This is a genomic window from Caulobacter sp. FWC26, assembly GCF_002742645.2.
Classification (GTDB): Bacteria; Pseudomonadota; Alphaproteobacteria; order Caulobacterales; family Caulobacteraceae; genus Caulobacter.
This window is the reverse complement of sequence record NZ_CP033875.1, coordinates 4,297,830-4,311,590: the sequence shown is the minus strand read 5'-3', so window position 1 is coordinate 4,311,590 and position 13,761 is coordinate 4,297,830. Positions and strand designations below refer to the sequence as shown.

General features: G+C 69.8%; 16 protein-coding genes and 1 pseudogene. 8 read left to right on the top strand and 9 right to left on the bottom strand.

All coding sequences use genetic code 11. The features are described 5' to 3' along the window. The first annotated feature begins 38 nt into the window (after positions 1-38). A complete protein-coding gene (locus tag CSW63_RS22185; RefSeq protein WP_082749537.1) occupies positions 39-1,238 on the top strand; it encodes a CaiB/BaiF CoA-transferase family protein in 1,200 nt (399 codons plus the stop codon). A gap of 12 nt (positions 1,239-1,250) precedes the next feature. Here the strand turns inward: CSW63_RS22185 and aac(6') are convergent, their stop codons facing one another. The 4 genes and pseudogenes from aac(6') to CSW63_RS22165 all read right to left on the bottom strand — a co-directional run bounded on the left by aac(6') (position 1,251) and on the right by CSW63_RS22165 (position 4,561). After that, positions 1,251-1,694 carry an aminoglycoside 6'-N-acetyltransferase gene (gene aac(6') / locus CSW63_RS22180; RefSeq protein WP_062096633.1) on the bottom strand — a complete coding sequence of 148 codons (444 nt, stop codon included), beginning with the start codon at positions 1,692-1,694 and terminating at the stop codon, positions 1,251-1,253. Then, positions 1,691-3,067: pseudogene (locus CSW63_RS22175) on the bottom strand (HWE histidine kinase domain-containing protein); the annotation flags it as partial. The pseudogene CSW63_RS22175 and the gene aac(6'), both read right to left, overlap by 4 nt. Beyond that, entirely contained in the window at positions 3,064-4,005 is a 942-nt protein-coding gene (locus CSW63_RS22170; protein ID WP_099502965.1) for an IS481 family transposase, read from the bottom strand. The pseudogene CSW63_RS22175 and the gene CSW63_RS22170, both read right to left, overlap by 4 nt. Then, positions 3,935-4,561 (bottom strand): hypothetical protein, encoded by a 627-nt coding sequence (locus CSW63_RS22165; protein WP_246842035.1) that lies wholly within the window; start codon positions 4,559-4,561, stop codon positions 3,935-3,937. The genes CSW63_RS22170 and CSW63_RS22165 overlap by 71 nt, the downstream gene beginning before the upstream one ends. 166 nt (positions 4,562-4,727) lie before the next feature. Here CSW63_RS22165 and CSW63_RS22160 point away from each other — a divergent pair, with 166 nt between their 5' ends. The 3 genes from CSW63_RS22160 to CSW63_RS22150 all read left to right on the top strand — a co-directional run bounded on the left by CSW63_RS22160 (position 4,728) and on the right by CSW63_RS22150 (position 6,296). Continuing rightward, positions 4,728-5,072, top strand: a complete 345-nt coding sequence (locus tag CSW63_RS22160; protein WP_062096629.1) for a hypothetical protein — start codon at positions 4,728-4,730, stop codon at positions 5,070-5,072. Continuing rightward, complete coding sequence (locus tag CSW63_RS22155) at positions 5,069-5,470, top strand: hypothetical protein (RefSeq protein ID WP_062096627.1); 402 nt, start codon at positions 5,069-5,071, stop codon at positions 5,468-5,470. Before CSW63_RS22160 ends, CSW63_RS22155 begins: the two co-directional genes overlap by 4 nt. Before the next feature lie 205 nt (positions 5,471-5,675). Next, entirely contained in the window at positions 5,676-6,296 is a 621-nt protein-coding gene (locus CSW63_RS22150) for a superoxide dismutase (RefSeq protein ID WP_062096771.1), read from the top strand. 45 nt (positions 6,297-6,341) lie between these two features. Here CSW63_RS22150 and CSW63_RS22145 read toward each other — a convergent pair whose 3' ends face one another. Beyond that, positions 6,342-7,130 carry a metallophosphoesterase gene (locus CSW63_RS22145; RefSeq protein ID WP_062096626.1) on the bottom strand — a complete coding sequence of 263 codons (789 nt, stop codon included), beginning with the start codon at positions 7,128-7,130 and terminating at the stop codon, positions 6,342-6,344. Then, positions 7,127-7,981: a diacylglycerol kinase family protein gene (locus CSW63_RS22140; RefSeq protein WP_082749535.1), complete on the bottom strand. Its 855-nt coding sequence runs from the start codon at positions 7,979-7,981 to the stop codon at positions 7,127-7,129. Before CSW63_RS22140 ends, CSW63_RS22145 begins: the two co-directional genes overlap by 4 nt. Before the next feature lie 128 nt (positions 7,982-8,109). Here CSW63_RS22140 and CSW63_RS22135 point away from each other — a divergent pair, with 128 nt between their 5' ends. The 4 genes from CSW63_RS22135 to CSW63_RS22120 all read left to right on the top strand — a co-directional run bounded on the left by CSW63_RS22135 (position 8,110) and on the right by CSW63_RS22120 (position 9,810). Next, positions 8,110-8,454, top strand: coding sequence for a YMGG-like glycine zipper-containing protein (locus CSW63_RS22135; protein ID WP_062096623.1), 345 nt, complete (start codon positions 8,110-8,112; stop codon positions 8,452-8,454). A gap of 92 nt (positions 8,455-8,546) precedes the next feature. Further along, positions 8,547-9,005, top strand: a complete 459-nt coding sequence (locus CSW63_RS22130; RefSeq protein ID WP_062096621.1) for an OmpA family protein — start codon at positions 8,547-8,549, stop codon at positions 9,003-9,005. A gap of 339 nt (positions 9,006-9,344) precedes the next feature. Beyond that, the gene (locus CSW63_RS22125; RefSeq protein WP_062096619.1) at positions 9,345-9,533 is read left to right on the top strand and encodes a hypothetical protein; all 189 of its coding nucleotides are present in this window, start codon (positions 9,345-9,347) and stop codon (positions 9,531-9,533) included. A 13-nt stretch (positions 9,534-9,546) separates the two neighbouring features. Beyond that, positions 9,547-9,810 carry a hypothetical protein gene (locus CSW63_RS22120; protein WP_062096618.1) on the top strand — a complete coding sequence of 88 codons (264 nt, stop codon included), beginning with the start codon at positions 9,547-9,549 and terminating at the stop codon, positions 9,808-9,810. A 72-nt stretch (positions 9,811-9,882) separates the two neighbouring features. On the opposite strand, the gene CSW63_RS22115 is transcribed toward CSW63_RS22120, so the two are convergent. Genes CSW63_RS22115 through CSW63_RS22105 form a run of 3 tightly spaced genes read right to left on the bottom strand, consistent with a single transcriptional unit; the run spans position 9,883 to position 13,721 of the window. Further along, a complete protein-coding gene (locus CSW63_RS22115; protein WP_062096616.1) occupies positions 9,883-10,239 on the bottom strand; it encodes a YdbL family protein in 357 nt (118 codons plus the stop codon). 15 nt (positions 10,240-10,254) lie between these two features. Beyond that, entirely contained in the window at positions 10,255-10,440 is a 186-nt protein-coding gene (locus CSW63_RS22110; protein WP_024265977.1) for a YnbE family lipoprotein, read from the bottom strand. Positions 10,441-10,475: 35 nt separating this feature from the next. Continuing rightward, a complete protein-coding gene (locus CSW63_RS22105; RefSeq protein WP_062096614.1) occupies positions 10,476-13,721 on the bottom strand; it encodes a YdbH domain-containing protein in 3,246 nt (1,081 codons plus the stop codon). Positions 13,722-13,761: the final 40 nt, after the last annotated feature.

Below are 13,761 nucleotides of genomic sequence, written 5' to 3'. Positions count from 1 at the left end.
GGGCCGTGATCGGTTCCTCAAGCGTGGGGGAAATTCGCATGAGCCAGGGTCCATTGGCCGGCTTGCGGGTGATCGAGATGGGTTCGCTGATCGCCGGGCCCTTCTGTGGCCAGGTGTTGGGCGACTTCGGCGCCGAGGTGATCAAGCTGGAGGATCCCAAGGTCGGCGATCCTATGCGCCAGTGGGGGCGCTCCAAGCCCAGGGGTCTATCGCCCTGGTGGCCGGTGATCGGCCGCAACAAGAAGTCCGTCACGGTGGACCTGCGCGCCGAGGAAGGCCGAGACATCGCCCGCGCCCTGATCGCCAAGGCTGATGTGGTGGTCGAGAACTTCCGCCCCGGCACCCTGGAGAAGTGGGGCATGGGTTACGAGGCCCTGGCCAAGACCAATCCGGGCTTGGTGATGGCGCGCGTGTCGGGTTTCGGGCAAACCGGTCCCTATTCCAGCCGCGCCGGCTATGCCTTGGTGGGCGAGGCGATGGGCGGCCTGCGCCATATCACCGGCGAACCTGACCGCCCCCCGGCGCGCGCGGGCATCTCTATCGGCGACAGCCTGTCGGGCCTGAACGCGGCGCTGGGCGTGATGATGGCCCTACACGCCCGCCAGCGCACCGGACGGGGGCAGGTGGTCGACACGGCGATCTATGAAAGCGTGCTGACGGTAATGGAGAACCTGGTCACCGAATACGACCTCACAGGCTATGTCCGCGAGCGGTCGGGCGCGGTGTTGCCGGGCATTGCGCCGTCCAACGTTTATCCGACCAAGAGCGGCGAGCTCGTGCTGATCGGGGCTAACCAGGACACCCTGTTTCGCCGGCTCTGCGACCTGATGGAGCGACCCGATCTGGCCGACGATCCACGCTATCGCGATCACGCCGCACGCGGCGCGCATCAGGCCGAGCTGGACGCCCGTATCGCCGCCTGGACCGCCGATCAGGAGATCGACGACCTGTTGCCGAAGCTGGAGGCCGCAGGCCTGGCCACCGGCCGCATCTACCGCGCGCCCGACATGCTGACGGACCCGCAGTTCGCGGCCCGCGAGTCGATCGTTACGGTTCCGCATCCCGTGTTCGGCGAGATCAAGATGCAGAACGCCTTTCCCCGGCTCACCGAAACCCCCGGCGGCGTGCGCTGGCCGGGGCCGACCCTGGGCGAGCATACGGACACGGTGCTGGCGGAGGTGGTCGGAATGCGTCCGGAGGCCCTCGAGGGCCTGCGGAAGAAGGGCGTTCTGGGCTGAATCCGGGACGGCTCAGAGCGCCTTGCGGAAATAGACGACGCGTTCGGTCTCCTCGAAGCCGACCGCCTTGTGGAAGGCGTGGCTGGCCACGTTGTCGAGCTCGGCGTCCGACGCCAGCTCCGTGCAACCCCGCCCGCGCCCCCAGTCGGCGACGGCCTCGCACAGTCGGCGGGCGATGTCGCCCCCACGATGCTCGGGGGCGACGTAGAGACCCTCGACGAAGGCCACCGGCGAGGTGTCGCAGCCGTTGACATAGTCATGGCGCAGGGCCGCCTCCACAAAGCCGACGATGGCGCCGTCGGGGGTTTCGGCGACATAGGCGGCGAGGCCGTCAGGCTCGCGCAAGGTCTCGGCGGCTTCCGCGTGGTGCTCTCCCAGCGCGCCGTCCGGCCACAAGGCCGCGCGCAGACCGGCCCAGGCGTCGAGATCGCGCTCTGTCGCCGGGCGGACGATCATGCCCGTCCAGTGACCCCCGCCACCGCGCGGGCGATCTGGTGAACGTTGTAAGGCTTGCGCACGATCGGGGCGTCGAAGCCCATCGGCGCGGCCTTGTCGGCATAGCCGGTGGCGAAGACGAACGGTCGGCCCATCGAGCGGAGAATCTCGGCGACCGGCGCCACCGACTGTCCGTTGAGGTCGGCGTCCAGCACCGCCACGTCGAAGTCCTGCTCGACCATGGACAGCGCTTCGCTAAGCTCCGCCGCGCAACCGATCACGTCGACGCCGGCGTCTTCCAGTCCCGCCTCAAGCTCCAGCGCCAGCAAGAGCGAGTCCTCGACGATCAGCACCTTCAGGCCGGCGATCGCGCCAGGGCGCACGGTCTCGTCGGCGGCGACCACCGTCTCGACGATCCGTTCGGGGGCGGCGCTGACCGGCTCGACCGGGGGCGCGTCGGCCAGGGCCTCGGCGGCGCCCTGGATCATCGCGGTGACGCCGCTAGGGCGATAACTGATCTTGGCCGCGCCGCCCAGCTCGCGACCGGCGACGTCCTCGATCAGGGTGGCGCCAAAGCCTTTGGTTGCGGGGGCGGTGGCCGGCGGACCGCCGGTCTCCAGCCATTCCAGGGCGAAGCCGCCGTCGGGCGTGCGCCGCCACACCACCTCGACCTTGCCGTTCTCGGTCGAGAGGGAGCCATAGCGCACCGCGTTGACCGCCAGCTCATGTAGCGCCAGCGACAGGGCGGAGGCGGCGCGAGGCGTCAAGAACAGCTCGGGCCCGTCCCAGCGGGTCTGGGTCGGCGCCAGCCCCCCCAGCTCGGCCGCCGCGATGCGGGCCAGGGTGGCGCCGCGCCAGCGGGCGGCGCTGAGCAGGTCGTGGGCCGAGCTCATGGACTTAAGCCGCGCGGCGAAGGTCTTCAGGAACACGTCCAGCGAGGCCGACTTGCGCGCCGACTGCGCCGCCACCGACTGAACGACCGCTAGCAGGTTCTTGATACGGTGCTCCAGTTCGGCGACCAGGCTCTCACGCTGCTCCTCCTGCAGTTTGCGCTCGGTGATGTCCTGGACGACGCCGATCAGGCGGGTCGGCTGGCCATCGGCGTCGCGCAGCATCACGCCCGCAGCGCTGTTCCAGACCTCGCCCGCCCCGTCCGGTGTCAGGCGGCGGTACTCGACGGTGAAGCGGCCGTCTTTCGCCAGTTGTTCGTCGACGCTGGCGCGCACCGCGTCGCGATCATCGGGGTGAATGTAGGGATAGAGGCTATCACCGTCGTGGCTGGCCATCTCGCCCACGGGAATGCCGGACAACTTGGCCAGGCGCGGACTGATCTTGAAGACGTTCTCGTGGATGTTCCATTCGAACTCGCCGAGGCTGGCGGCGGCGATGGCTAGATGTCGTTTCCAAGAAGGTTGTTTACACGCTGCCAGGGGGTGAGGCCGCCGATGCCAGAGTGTGGTCGGGTTAGGTTGTAGGCGTCGGTCCAGGGTTTGATGGCGTTGGATCGTTCCTCCGAGCAGGCATAGGGCCTGCCATAGGCCCACTCGCGCAGGCTCGTCTGGATGAAGCGCTCGGCCTTGCCATTGGTCCTGGGCGTGTAGGGCTTGGTGCGCACGTGCCTGGCGCCGGCGATCCGCAGGGCCTGGGCGAAGAGCTTGGAGCGATAGGCCGAACCGTTGTCGGTCATCACCCGCTGGACGGCGACGCCGTGGCGGCTCAGCCAGGCCAGGGCGCGTTCGAGGAAGGCGGTCGTATCGTGCTGGCCTTCGGAGGGCAGGATCTCGGTGTAGGCCAAGCGCGAGGCGTCATCGACGCAGACGTGCAGGAAATCCCAGCCGGCTTTCTTGGAACGTCCCGCCCGCCGGTCGCCGGTGACGCGATGGCCCTCGACGGTGAACCGGCCCAGCTTCTTGATGTCGAGGTGGATCATCTCGCCAGGCGCGGCGCGCTCATATCGGACGATCGGCGGCCTGGGCTCCAGGGCCGATAGCTTGCCCAGGCCCAGCCGGCGCAAGATCAGCCCCACAGTCGAGCGGGCCAGGCTCAGGTTGCGGGCGATGGCCGGCCCTGTCATCCGCTGGCGGCGCAGGGTCTGAACTTGGTCGACGATCTCCGCGGACGTCCTGCGCGGACATCGGCGGGGCGCCGAGCTGCGGTCGTGAAGCCTTCGCTCGCCGCCCCGCCGATGCCGTTGCAGCCACTTACCGACCGTCTGGCGTGAAATTCCGAAGGCTTCGGCGGCCCTAGCCACCGACCAGCCTTCAACCTCGATCCGTGAAATCATCGCCGCTCGACCAAGCGGCGTCAGGCGGGCATTCTGATGGATGTTCATCCGGGGGCTCCCGGCCATGGAAGTGGAGTGTCGCAACCCCAGCTTCGTTCAAGCCCGCCTCCGGGTGAACAACCTTCATAGCTTCGACAGCTAGATCAAGGCGCTCGCTTTCGAGGGTCGGGGCCTTGGCGCACGGCCCGCACAGCGCCTCGGCCGCGAGCTCGGCGAGGTCCGTCAGAGCCAGGAGGTCGTCGTCCGAGGCGGGGCCGCCCATGCCGGGGCCTTCGACCACCAGAGCGCCCAGCGGCCGGCCCTCGCCGTCGCGGATGGGGGCGGCAAGATCGATAGGGGCGTTGGTTGCGACCACGCGGTCAGCCAGATCGCCGCGCCGGGGGGCTTCGGGGCTGCTATAGCCGAGATAGGCCGCGCGCCAGATGCGGGTCTCGTCCACCAGCGCGATCGCCGCCTTGGGCGCGTCGAACAGCTTGGCCGCAAGCCTGACCAGACGCGCCAGGGCGGGCGGGTTCACGGCCCCGTCCAGAATGTCCAGCCCCCGCAGGGCGGCCAGACGCTCGGCTTCCCGGCGCTCGTCGCTGGCTTTGAGGGCGTCGTCCATGATTCGACCTTAGCCTCGCTTCGCGTGTAGCGCGAGCGCCTTTGGATTCCTCGGTGGTGAAGCTTGGGGCGTTGCGCTAACTTGGAACCCTAGCGCCAAGCTCGGCGTTGACGGGGCGCGTCAGCAGCGCCCGGTCGGTCGCGTCGCGAACAGGAGATAAGATCCAATGCCCGCCAGCTCCCCCGCCGCCAAGGAAGCCGCCAAGGCCAAGACCGCGACTCTGGAAGCGGTCGAGCACGCCGAGCGCAGCTTCGCCCAGGCCGCCGACGCGGCCCGTGTCTCGCTGACCGAAGCCGCCAAGCGCGTCGAGAAGTCCGTGTCCGAAGGGTTCGAAACCCTCCGCGCCCAGAGCCGAGCCTATACCGACACCGCTGGTCAGACGCTGGAAGAGGCGCAAGCCTACGCCGCCGACCGCATCCGCGAACGTCCGATCACCGCCACCCTGGCCGGCCTGGGCGTGGGCGTGCTGATTGGCCTGTTGATCGCCGGCGGCAGCCGTCACAACCGCTGATGTTTGAAAAAACCCTGATGACGCTGGCGGCGGCGGCGGCGATCGCCGCCGCCGCCGCGGTCAGCGTCGTGTCTGCCGCGTTCGCGCTCTACGCGATGCTGGTTCCGCTGGTCACGCCCGCCGGCGCGGCCGCGATCGTGGCCGCTGTCGCCGCGTTGATCGTCGCCATCGCCGGCATGATCGCCGCGCGCAAGGTCGAAGGTCATCGCACCGCCAGCCACCAGGCGCCGCCGCCCGCCGGCTTCGACATGACCGGAAAGATTATCGAGATCGTGCGTGAGCGTCCGATCATGTCGATCGGCCTCGGTTTGGCGGCCGGAATCTTCGCCCTGAAGAACCCGGGTCTGACGGCGAGCGTGGCCAAGGCGTTTCTCGACCCGAAGCCGCCGCAACGCTGACCTGGAGCTCAAACCCGGCGTCGCGCACCAGAGCTTTGTCCGGCGCGCGATGCGCGGAAACCCCAAGTTTCCAGGGGTATTTCTCAACGAAAGTTGAGCGTTCGGGATGGTCGAAGCCGCTTACGCTTCGCGCCCGCGCGCACTAGATGCCTTCCCGCGCGTTCCCGCTCCTCCCTTCATGGGAACGCCTTCCCATGGAGTGATCATGCCGTACACGCTTCCCGACCTGCCCTACGCCTATGACGCGCTGGAGCCGACCATCTCGGCCAATACGCTGCGCTTCCACCACGACAAGCACCACGCCGCCTATGTCACGGCCCTCAACGGCCTGCTGAACGGTGACGACAAGGGGACGCTGGAAGCGGTGATCAAGGGCGCCGGTCCCGGCAAGGTGTTCAACAACGCCGCCCAGGCCTGGAACCACGCCTTCTTCTGGGACGGCCTGTCGCCGGCGAAGACCGCGCCGGGCGCCGAGCTCGCCGCCGCTATCGACGCCACCTTCGGCGGCATGGACGCGCTGAAGGAGAAGTTTGTCGCCGAAGGGATCGGCCACTTCGGTTCGGGCTGGGTGTGGCTGGTCTCGGACGCCTCGGGCGCGTTGAAGATCATCTCCACGCACGACGCCGAGAGCCCGGTCACGCAAGACCTGACGGCCCTGGCCGTCGCCGACGTCTGGGAGCACGCCTACTATCTGGACTACCAGAACCTGCGGAAGGGCTTCCTGGAAGCCGTGTTCGACAACCTGATCAACTGGACCCTGGCCGACAGCCAGTACGCGGCCGCCAAGTCGGGGGCGCAGGGCTGGGCCTATCCGGCTCCGACCTGACGGGGGACCAAGGGCGGCGCGACGCGGTTCGCGCCGCCGCAGTCTTCAGGCGCGGCGATCGACCGCCCAGCTCCGCCAGGCCTCAAAGTCGCCGCCCGCATAGGCCATGGCCTTGACGCGCACGCAGCCTGGTTCGATCTCGATCACGTTGAAGCCCGGCGCAGCGCCCCGCTCGCGTTGCGACAGGGTGCCCGATCCGACCGCCTGGGTCCGACCGTCGCCGAACGGCAGCGCGCTCACGAAGGGCAGGTGGATGTGTCCCGAGAGCACGATGTCGGCGCCGGCCCGCACGAACCGGTTGGCCGCATCGACGCCGCCGCGCACGCGCGCCGTCATCGGTCCGCCCAGAACCTCCATCAGCGGATGGTGACAGACGACGACCCGCAGGTCACCGACCGGCGCGGCCTCTAGCTCGCGCACCACACGTCGGATCTGGCCCCCGGCCACCGCGCCTTTCGACCAGTTCCAGCGCAGCTGGGCGGCGCGAGCGGTGTTCAGGCTGGTCACCGTCACGCCCTCGCCGCGCCATCGGGCCCCGTCCTCGACGCCGAAGCGGTCGCAGAAACGTCGCCAGGGCTGTGTGAACCTTTCCCAGAGCTCGCCGGGGCCGACGAACGGCGTGTCGTGATTGCCGGGCGTGACGATCAGCGGCTGCGGCAAGGCGCTGAGCCAGGCCGCGGCAGCGTCAAATTCCGAGGTCTTTCCGTCCAGCGTAAGATCGCCCGCGACCACGACGAGGTCGGGCGCAGCCGCGCGAATCCACGCTCCCGCCGCCGCGACAGCCTCGACATTCTCGCCGCCGAAATGGATATCCGAAAGCTGGATCAGCTTCATCGGTTCGCCGGGACCAGCGCGCGAAACGCGTCGGGTCGGAAACGGACGGACGCTTCGGCGTCCAGCCGGGCCGGTTCGCCGTCGAGGATCGCGGGGATGCGTCCATTGGCCCAGATCCGACCGGTGCGGCAGCGGCCCACCGACACCGCAGGGTCGTCGCGCCATTGGCCAAAGGCGGCGTTCATCCCCAGGCGAAAGACCTCGATCGCGCCGCTGGGGTCGAGGGCCGCGGCTTCCAGCGCTTGCTCATCCGAGTCGAGCGCGCTGGAGACCAACGGACACAGAAAGGTCAGGGCCTCGGTCTTGCCCTTGGGCCGGCCGTCCAGCACGTAGCGCAGGCGGCCGGAAAAGGCGCGTCGGAAGGCCCGGCGGGCGCGCGCCAGGGCCAGGTCCAGCCGGCCCTGCCGCGCCGCTTCACGCGCCGTGGCCCACAACGCGGGACTGCCCAGGATCGCGGCGACGAAGAACAGCCGCCCGTCCACCTCCCCGCCCGAGATCGCGCGCGCCTCGCCCGATTCCAGGCAATCGCGCATCACCGCCTGCCAGGGCCGTTCGCCGTAGAGAGCGTGGGGAAGCATGTTCATGGTGCCGCCAGGCAGCGGTGCGATCAGGGGGCCCTGCGGTCCGGCCATTTCCGCAGCTGCGCGCGCGGTGCCGTCCCCGGCCAGCACGAGGACCGCGTCGGGCGCGCTGTCGATGACCGCCCGAAGACAGCCGACCAGTTCTCCTGGCGCAGGAGCATGAACCACCCCCGCCACGCCATGCTCGGCCAGCAGGCGCTCGGCGAGTTCGGGAGCGTCCGGTCCTACCGAGCCGGAGGCGATGTTGGCGATCACGTCGATGCGCTTCATGCGCACACCCCCTCACGAAAGCTGCCGCCACGCAACGGTCCGCTTGCGCCATGGTTCCGCTTGCGCGCGGAACCCTCGGCCGCTGGAGCCGTTTGCTGGGCTGGGACAGCTCGGAACGGAGAGCCAAGATGAAAACGACCATGATCGCCCTGATGGGCGTCGGCGTGCTCGCCGCGGCGTGCACCTCGACCGGCAATGTCGAGCGCAACGCCGCCGGCGGCGCCGCGCTCGGCGCGATCGCAGGCGCGGTGATCGGCAACAATGTGGGCAGCGGCAGCGCCGGAACCGGCGCGGCGATCGGCGCCGCGATCGGCGGCACGGCGGGCGCGGTGAAGGGCTGTCGCGAGGATGGCGGCTGCGGCGCGACCAGCGTCAACCGTCGCCAGTACTATGACGAACGCGCCGGTCGATATTACTACTACGACTCGCGGAGCGGCCGTTACTATTGGGAAGACGGCGCGCCCCGCTACTAAGGGGCCACGCGTGCGAACAGCATGCGCCAGAGAGGCGACCGGCCCCGCCGGTCGCCTTTGTCATGTCCGCGATTTCTGACGGAGGGTTTGGCATGAAGACCATACGCACCTTGATCCTGGGCGGCGCGCTCCTGGCCGCCGCCGGATGCGCCGCCACCGACGGGCCATTCCGGACCTTGCGAAAGCCCGTGGCGGCTGCGCCGGCGGTCTGCGCCGACTTCCAGGCCTCGCTCTATTTCGACCGCGACAGCGCCGCCCTGACGCGCGAGGCGCGGATGGTGCTCGACAACGCCAAAGTCCAGGCGCGCGATTGCACGGTGCGATCGGTGCGCGTCGTCGGGCTGGCCGACGCCGTGGGCGCGCCGGCGGACAACCTGGCGCTATCGCGTCGCCGCGCCGAAGCGGTGTCCCGGGCGCTAGCGCGGGTCGGCTTCGCTAAGGTGGATGTGGACATGGCCGCGGTGGGCGACGCGGGCGCGGTCTCCACGTCCGGCGCCGCTGCGCCTCTGCGTCGTCGCGCCGACGTGCTGTTCGACCTGGAGCCCCGCTGATCCGGCGTGAGCGCAACAAGGGGGCTGTGCTTACGCTCACGAAGCAAGTGTTCGCGCCAACAAAGAAAGGCGGTCCGGAAATCCGGTCCGCCTGAGTTCGCATCAACAAAGGGGGGTGCGAAGGCGGCAGACTGGCTTGCGCCAGTCTCAAGTCGGGGGGGCGTCGCCGCCTTCGCCAATACAGAACGGAGCCGTTGGCGCTTGGTTCCCCGTTGATGTGCGATTTTTTCCGCTGCGGCCTCGCGAACGGCGCGCCGCCAAATCCTCGGAACGGGCGCACGGCCAGGACGTTGAGAATGCAGGGCGGACGCCGGGTCCGCCGGGCAGGGGAGCAGCGTCGTGATTCGCACCTATGTGGCCGAACATGGCGGTACGGTTTTCGTCTCGACGCTCAGCCAGCGTCAAAAAAGAACGCGTTCGCGGATCATGGCCCTGGTCGTGATCGCGGTGATGGGCGCCTCTGCCGGGACGGTGCAGGCCTTCCACGACCACCAGCGCGCAGACGCCGTTCGCATCTGGACCCCATAAGGAGGTAAGCGTCATGCCCGCCGACATTCATCATCACGCCGCGCCCAACGATACGGCGCCGCGCGTCAACGCCACCCGAGCCCGCCAGGGCCGCTGGGGTAAGCACATCTTCTGGGTGCTGATCGTCTCCACCGTTCTGGCGGCGATCGCCTTGTTCGGAGCCTGGAGCTACCGCGCCAAGGACCTGGCTGCGGTCGAGGTCAATAACGGCGTGCAGACCCCTGCGGAGGCCCAGCGCTACGACACCCAGCCCTCCCCCGCGCGACAGACGCCGTAAACGGGGTAGGACGCAAAGTCAGGGCGGCCTCCGCGAGGAGGCCGCCCTTCTTCTTGGCCGGAACGCGGCCGGTTACTTCTTGATCCAGCCGCCGTCGAGCGGCTTCCAGTACTGGCCCGGGGCCAGGCGGGCGTAGAGCTGCTTGGCTGTAGCCTGGCCGGCGGCCTCGGCGGTCACGCCGGTCTTGGCGGCGATGTCCTTGTAGGCGGCGGCGCGGCCGGTGTTGATCTCGGCCACGGCCGCGCGCAGGGCTGCGTCGCCACCCGACACGATGCCGAGATAGCCGTCGGCCTGCTCGCCAACCGTACCGGCGGTCTTGGCGGCGTCGACAGTCGCCTTGGCGGCGGCCGATTGGGCCATGGCCAGGCCCGCGCCGGCGGCGGTCATCGCCACACCCAGGGCCAGAACCGTCATCGTCTTGCGGATCATGTCGGTCCTCCTTGCTTAAAACAGGTTGGGGTTCTGCTGGATCAGCGACTGGACTTCCTTGTCCAGCCGCACGCGCACGTCGGCGTCCAGCTTGGCGTAAATATTGATCGGGTCGACCTTAACGCGGACGGTTGGCGTGCACGCGGCCGCGCCGAGCGCTCCCGTCGCGATAAGGGCCATCAAGAGGGCGCGCTTTCTCATGCGTCTGGTCTCCAGTTCGGATGCAGGGTGACGGGTCACGGTTGAACCGGACCTGAACGGGGCGAGTCGGGCGCTTCGCCGGAGAAGGAACGCCGCCAAGCGTCCAGAAGCTCGTCGAAGTTCAGCGATGTGTCGAGGGTCAGGTCCACAGGCGTCTTGGCCGGCAGGGCGATGCGCTTGTCAAACGCGCGGCCGCGCAAAAGGTCCAGGATCCCGATCCGGGCCTTCTCAGCCACCTTGGGATCGTGCTGGCCCTTCACGTGGAAGAGGATGCCCAGCCGTCCGTTGTCGGTGCTGTTGACGCCTGCTTCCAACTGGTCGAACGCCAGGTTCTCCATGGCCTGATAGGCGAAGTCCTGGATCGCATTGACCTGGCCGGGCGGCTGGGTCGGCGGCGCGCCGGGCGCGTCGGCCGGGCTGGCGGCGACGTTCGACAGCGCCGTGCGGGCGATCTCCAGCCGTCCAGGCTGGATCGCGCGGACCTGGCCGTTCTGGAACCTCAGGCCCTCGGGTCCGAAAGTGAAGGGCAGGCGGCCGTCGACCACGGCGTCGATCTTGATGCGGTCAGCCAGGGACGAGGCGGCGATCAACTCGCCGAGGTCCAGATGCTCGATGACGACGGCGCCCTTGATGGTTTTGTCCGGCCCCAACGGCACGTCGATCGGTTCGATCGAGACCCGCCCCTTGGCGGCCTCGAATGTGGCCTTGGAGACGTGCAGCACCTCCGCGCCCAACTGGAACACCGACTCGACCCCGGTGAGCGGCACCAGCGAGTCGATCTTCACCACCCGCATCGTCTGGTTCGGCGCGCTGGCCAGCGGCGCCAGGCTGGTGAAGTCGATCGCACCGTCCAGGGTGGCGACGAAGCCGATCGGGCTGGTGAAGTCGATCTTGTCGGCGACCAGGCGTCCCCGGCTGGTGGCGCCGGCCTGATCCCAGGCGAAGACGCCGGTGAACCTGGCCCCGCCCTTGGCTTCGCGCGCGAAGGCGGCCATCGGCGACAGCTCCGCCGGTTGGAGGCCTCCCGGCGCGAACACCAGCTTCGAGGCGTCGATATCGGCCTGCCCCCGGCCCGTGGCCACGATGTGGCGCAGGCGGATCTCGCCCAGCGGCGCGCCGACCGGCGTCGTCGCCTGGAAGCCCCCGGTCCAGAGCCCGTCCGACAGCGCCAGCCGTCCTTTGGCCAGGACCGGATTGAACCGCCGCTCCGGCGCGCTGTCGGCGACGGCCGCGCTGTCGACGCGCACCTCCGCGCGCTGGAAGCCGCGCGCGCCGCCCAGCACGGCCTCGCCCTGGATCGTCTGGAGGTGCGCTTGAGCGCTGGCCACGTCGCCTTCGCCGTCCTTGAAACGCAAGGCGGCGCTCCATCCGCCCGGCCCGGCGGCGACCAGCGGCGCGGCGGTCGGGCAGAGGGTGGCCTTGATGTTCGTGATGGGGCTCTCGCCCAGGGCGTAGGCTTTCGCGGTGATCGGCGCGCACTGTCGCGTGACCAGGGTGAAGCGGCCGCCGGCAAGTCGGGCCTGGCCATCGATCTGGCCGCCGATCCCCCGCAGCGGCGGCAGGTCGAAGCCTTCGGTCGCGAGGGTGAGCGGTGAGGTCATCACGCCCCCCGTCGCGCGCCAGTCGGCCGCCGCCAGCCGCACTGTCGGCAGGCCGCCACCGGAGAGCGCCGCCCGCAGGCCGCCTTGCGCCCCGCCCGGGCCGGCGTCGACCAGGAGGCCGTTGGGCGCAGAGGCGGTCAGGAGGACGCCGTTCGGCGCGGCAAGGCGCGCCTCCCGCGACAGCGCCACCCGCGTTCGTCCCTTGGCGATCTCAAGGCCCAGGCCCGGCGCCTCCAGCTGGAACGTGCGTAGCGCCTGGCTCACCGGCGCGCCATAGGCGGGGTTGGGGATCAGGGCCGCCAGCCGCTCCGCGTCAGGTCCCGAAACGCCGCTCGCGCCTGACGCCTCGCCGTCGAGGTTGAGGGTCAGGCCTTGCGGACCCTGGCCGAACCGGCCGCTGGCCATGGCGCGCGCGGACGCCAAGGCCAGGGCCCCCATGGCCAGCCGATCGGCGTTCGCCTGGATCTTCAACGGACCGTCCAGGCGAACGCCTTCGGCGTCGGTCGCCAGCACCACGTTGTCCGACGATCCCGAGGCGCGCAGGTTCCGCATGGCCGCGCCGCCTGCGATCGCCTGGCCGGCCCGCAGGTCGAGAGCCGTCGCGCCGCGCATGCGCAAGCGGCCGTCTTGGCGGCCTCCGACGACGCGCGCGAGGTCCAGAGCCAGGAAGGCTTCGCGCGCCGTCAGCGACGGTGTCGACAGGCGCTCGCCGCGCAGAACCGCCCGCCCCTTGCCCATGAAGGCGACGTCTTGCGGACCGCCGTCCAGTCGGCCGTTCCAGGAGAGATTGGCGTCCATCCCCTCGACCTGGCCATCGCCGAGCCGCGCGGCGTCGGCGCGCAGCGAGAGTTGGGCCTTCACCGGGCCTCGCGCCGTCCTGCCGACGAGATCCGGATAGGGCAGGTCGGCGCTGAGCCGGGCGGTGGTCGCGGCGAGGTCGCCCGGCGCGCTCTCCAAGCTGTCCAGGGCCAGGGTGACATCCAGGGTCAGTCGGTCGCCGCGCTTGCGGGCGGTGACGGTCGCGCCCCGGGCGTTGATCGTCAGGTCCGGCGTGATATGGCGCAGCGGCGCGAGACGCGCGTCCAGGCGCAACAACTGACCGGCGTCCAGGCTGGCGTCACCGGTGATCCGCGCGCGGCCGCCGGGGGTGGTCAGGTCCAGCCGCGCGTCCTCGACCAGCACTGCCGGACTGGGAACGTCCGGACGCCGCGGCGCCTTCAGCGCCTCGTCGATCAGCGGCTGCAGCGCGCCCAGCCGCAAGCCCTTGTCGTCGAGCGTGGCGGCGACGCGCGGTCGGACCAGGCGCACGGCCTTGGTCTGGATCCCGAAGCGCTGCCCGCTCCATGGCGTCGAAAGGTCGTAGGCGACCTCCAGGCGATCAGCGGCGAAGATCGGCGCATTGGCCGGACCCAGGCGCACCTTGCCGACGAAACCAGTGGCGTCGACATCCTCCAGCTGGACTGCAGCCTCGATGCCCCGCTCGCTCAGCCAGGCCTCGGCCAGTTCGCGGCTGATCTCGCGGCGGCCCGACCAGACCACGAGGCCCGTGGCGATGAAGGCCATCATCGACAGCGACACCGCCTCGAGGCCCAGATCCACCAGGCGCGCATGGCGGCGCGCGGCCATGACGGGCTGCGGCGGGGCGTCTGCTGTCGGTTCGGTCGAGGGTCGTGCCATCACGTCCTGGCGTCTGGTGTCCTAACAAAGCCCCCCGGCCAAG

Excerpts from the sequence above, each read along its gene's own strand:
- CSW63_RS22140 (WP_082749535.1), bottom strand. The coding sequence starts at position 7,981 with ATGAAGCGCATCGACGTGATCGCCAACATCGCCTCCGGCTCGGTAGGA.
- CSW63_RS22130 (WP_062096621.1), top strand. The coding sequence starts at position 8,547 with ATGAAGACCATACGCACCTTGATCCTGGGCGGCGCGCTCCTGGCCGCC.
- CSW63_RS22150 (WP_062096771.1), top strand. The coding sequence starts at position 5,676 with ATGCCGTACACGCTTCCCGACCTGCCCTACGCCTATGACGCGCTGGAG.
- CSW63_RS22170 (WP_099502965.1), bottom strand. The coding sequence starts at position 4,005 with ATGAACATCCATCAGAATGCCCGCCTGACGCCGCTTGGTCGAGCGGCG.
- CSW63_RS22165 (WP_246842035.1), bottom strand. The coding sequence starts at position 4,561 with ATGGACGACGCCCTCAAAGCCAGCGACGAGCGCCGGGAAGCCGAGCGT.
- CSW63_RS22115 (WP_062096616.1), bottom strand. The coding sequence starts at position 10,239 with ATGATCCGCAAGACGATGACGGTTCTGGCCCTGGGTGTGGCGATGACC.
- CSW63_RS22135 (WP_062096623.1), top strand. The coding sequence starts at position 8,110 with ATGAAAACGACCATGATCGCCCTGATGGGCGTCGGCGTGCTCGCCGCG.
- CSW63_RS22145 (WP_062096626.1), bottom strand. The coding sequence starts at position 7,130 with ATGAAGCTGATCCAGCTTTCGGATATCCATTTCGGCGGCGAGAATGTC.
- CSW63_RS22185 (WP_082749537.1), top strand. The coding sequence starts at position 39 with ATGAGCCAGGGTCCATTGGCCGGCTTGCGGGTGATCGAGATGGGTTCG.
- CSW63_RS22110 (WP_024265977.1), bottom strand. The coding sequence starts at position 10,440 with ATGAGAAAGCGCGCCCTCTTGATGGCCCTTATCGCGACGGGAGCGCTC.
- CSW63_RS22160 (WP_062096629.1), top strand. The coding sequence starts at position 4,728 with ATGCCCGCCAGCTCCCCCGCCGCCAAGGAAGCCGCCAAGGCCAAGACC.
- CSW63_RS22120 (WP_062096618.1), top strand. The coding sequence starts at position 9,547 with ATGCCCGCCGACATTCATCATCACGCCGCGCCCAACGATACGGCGCCG.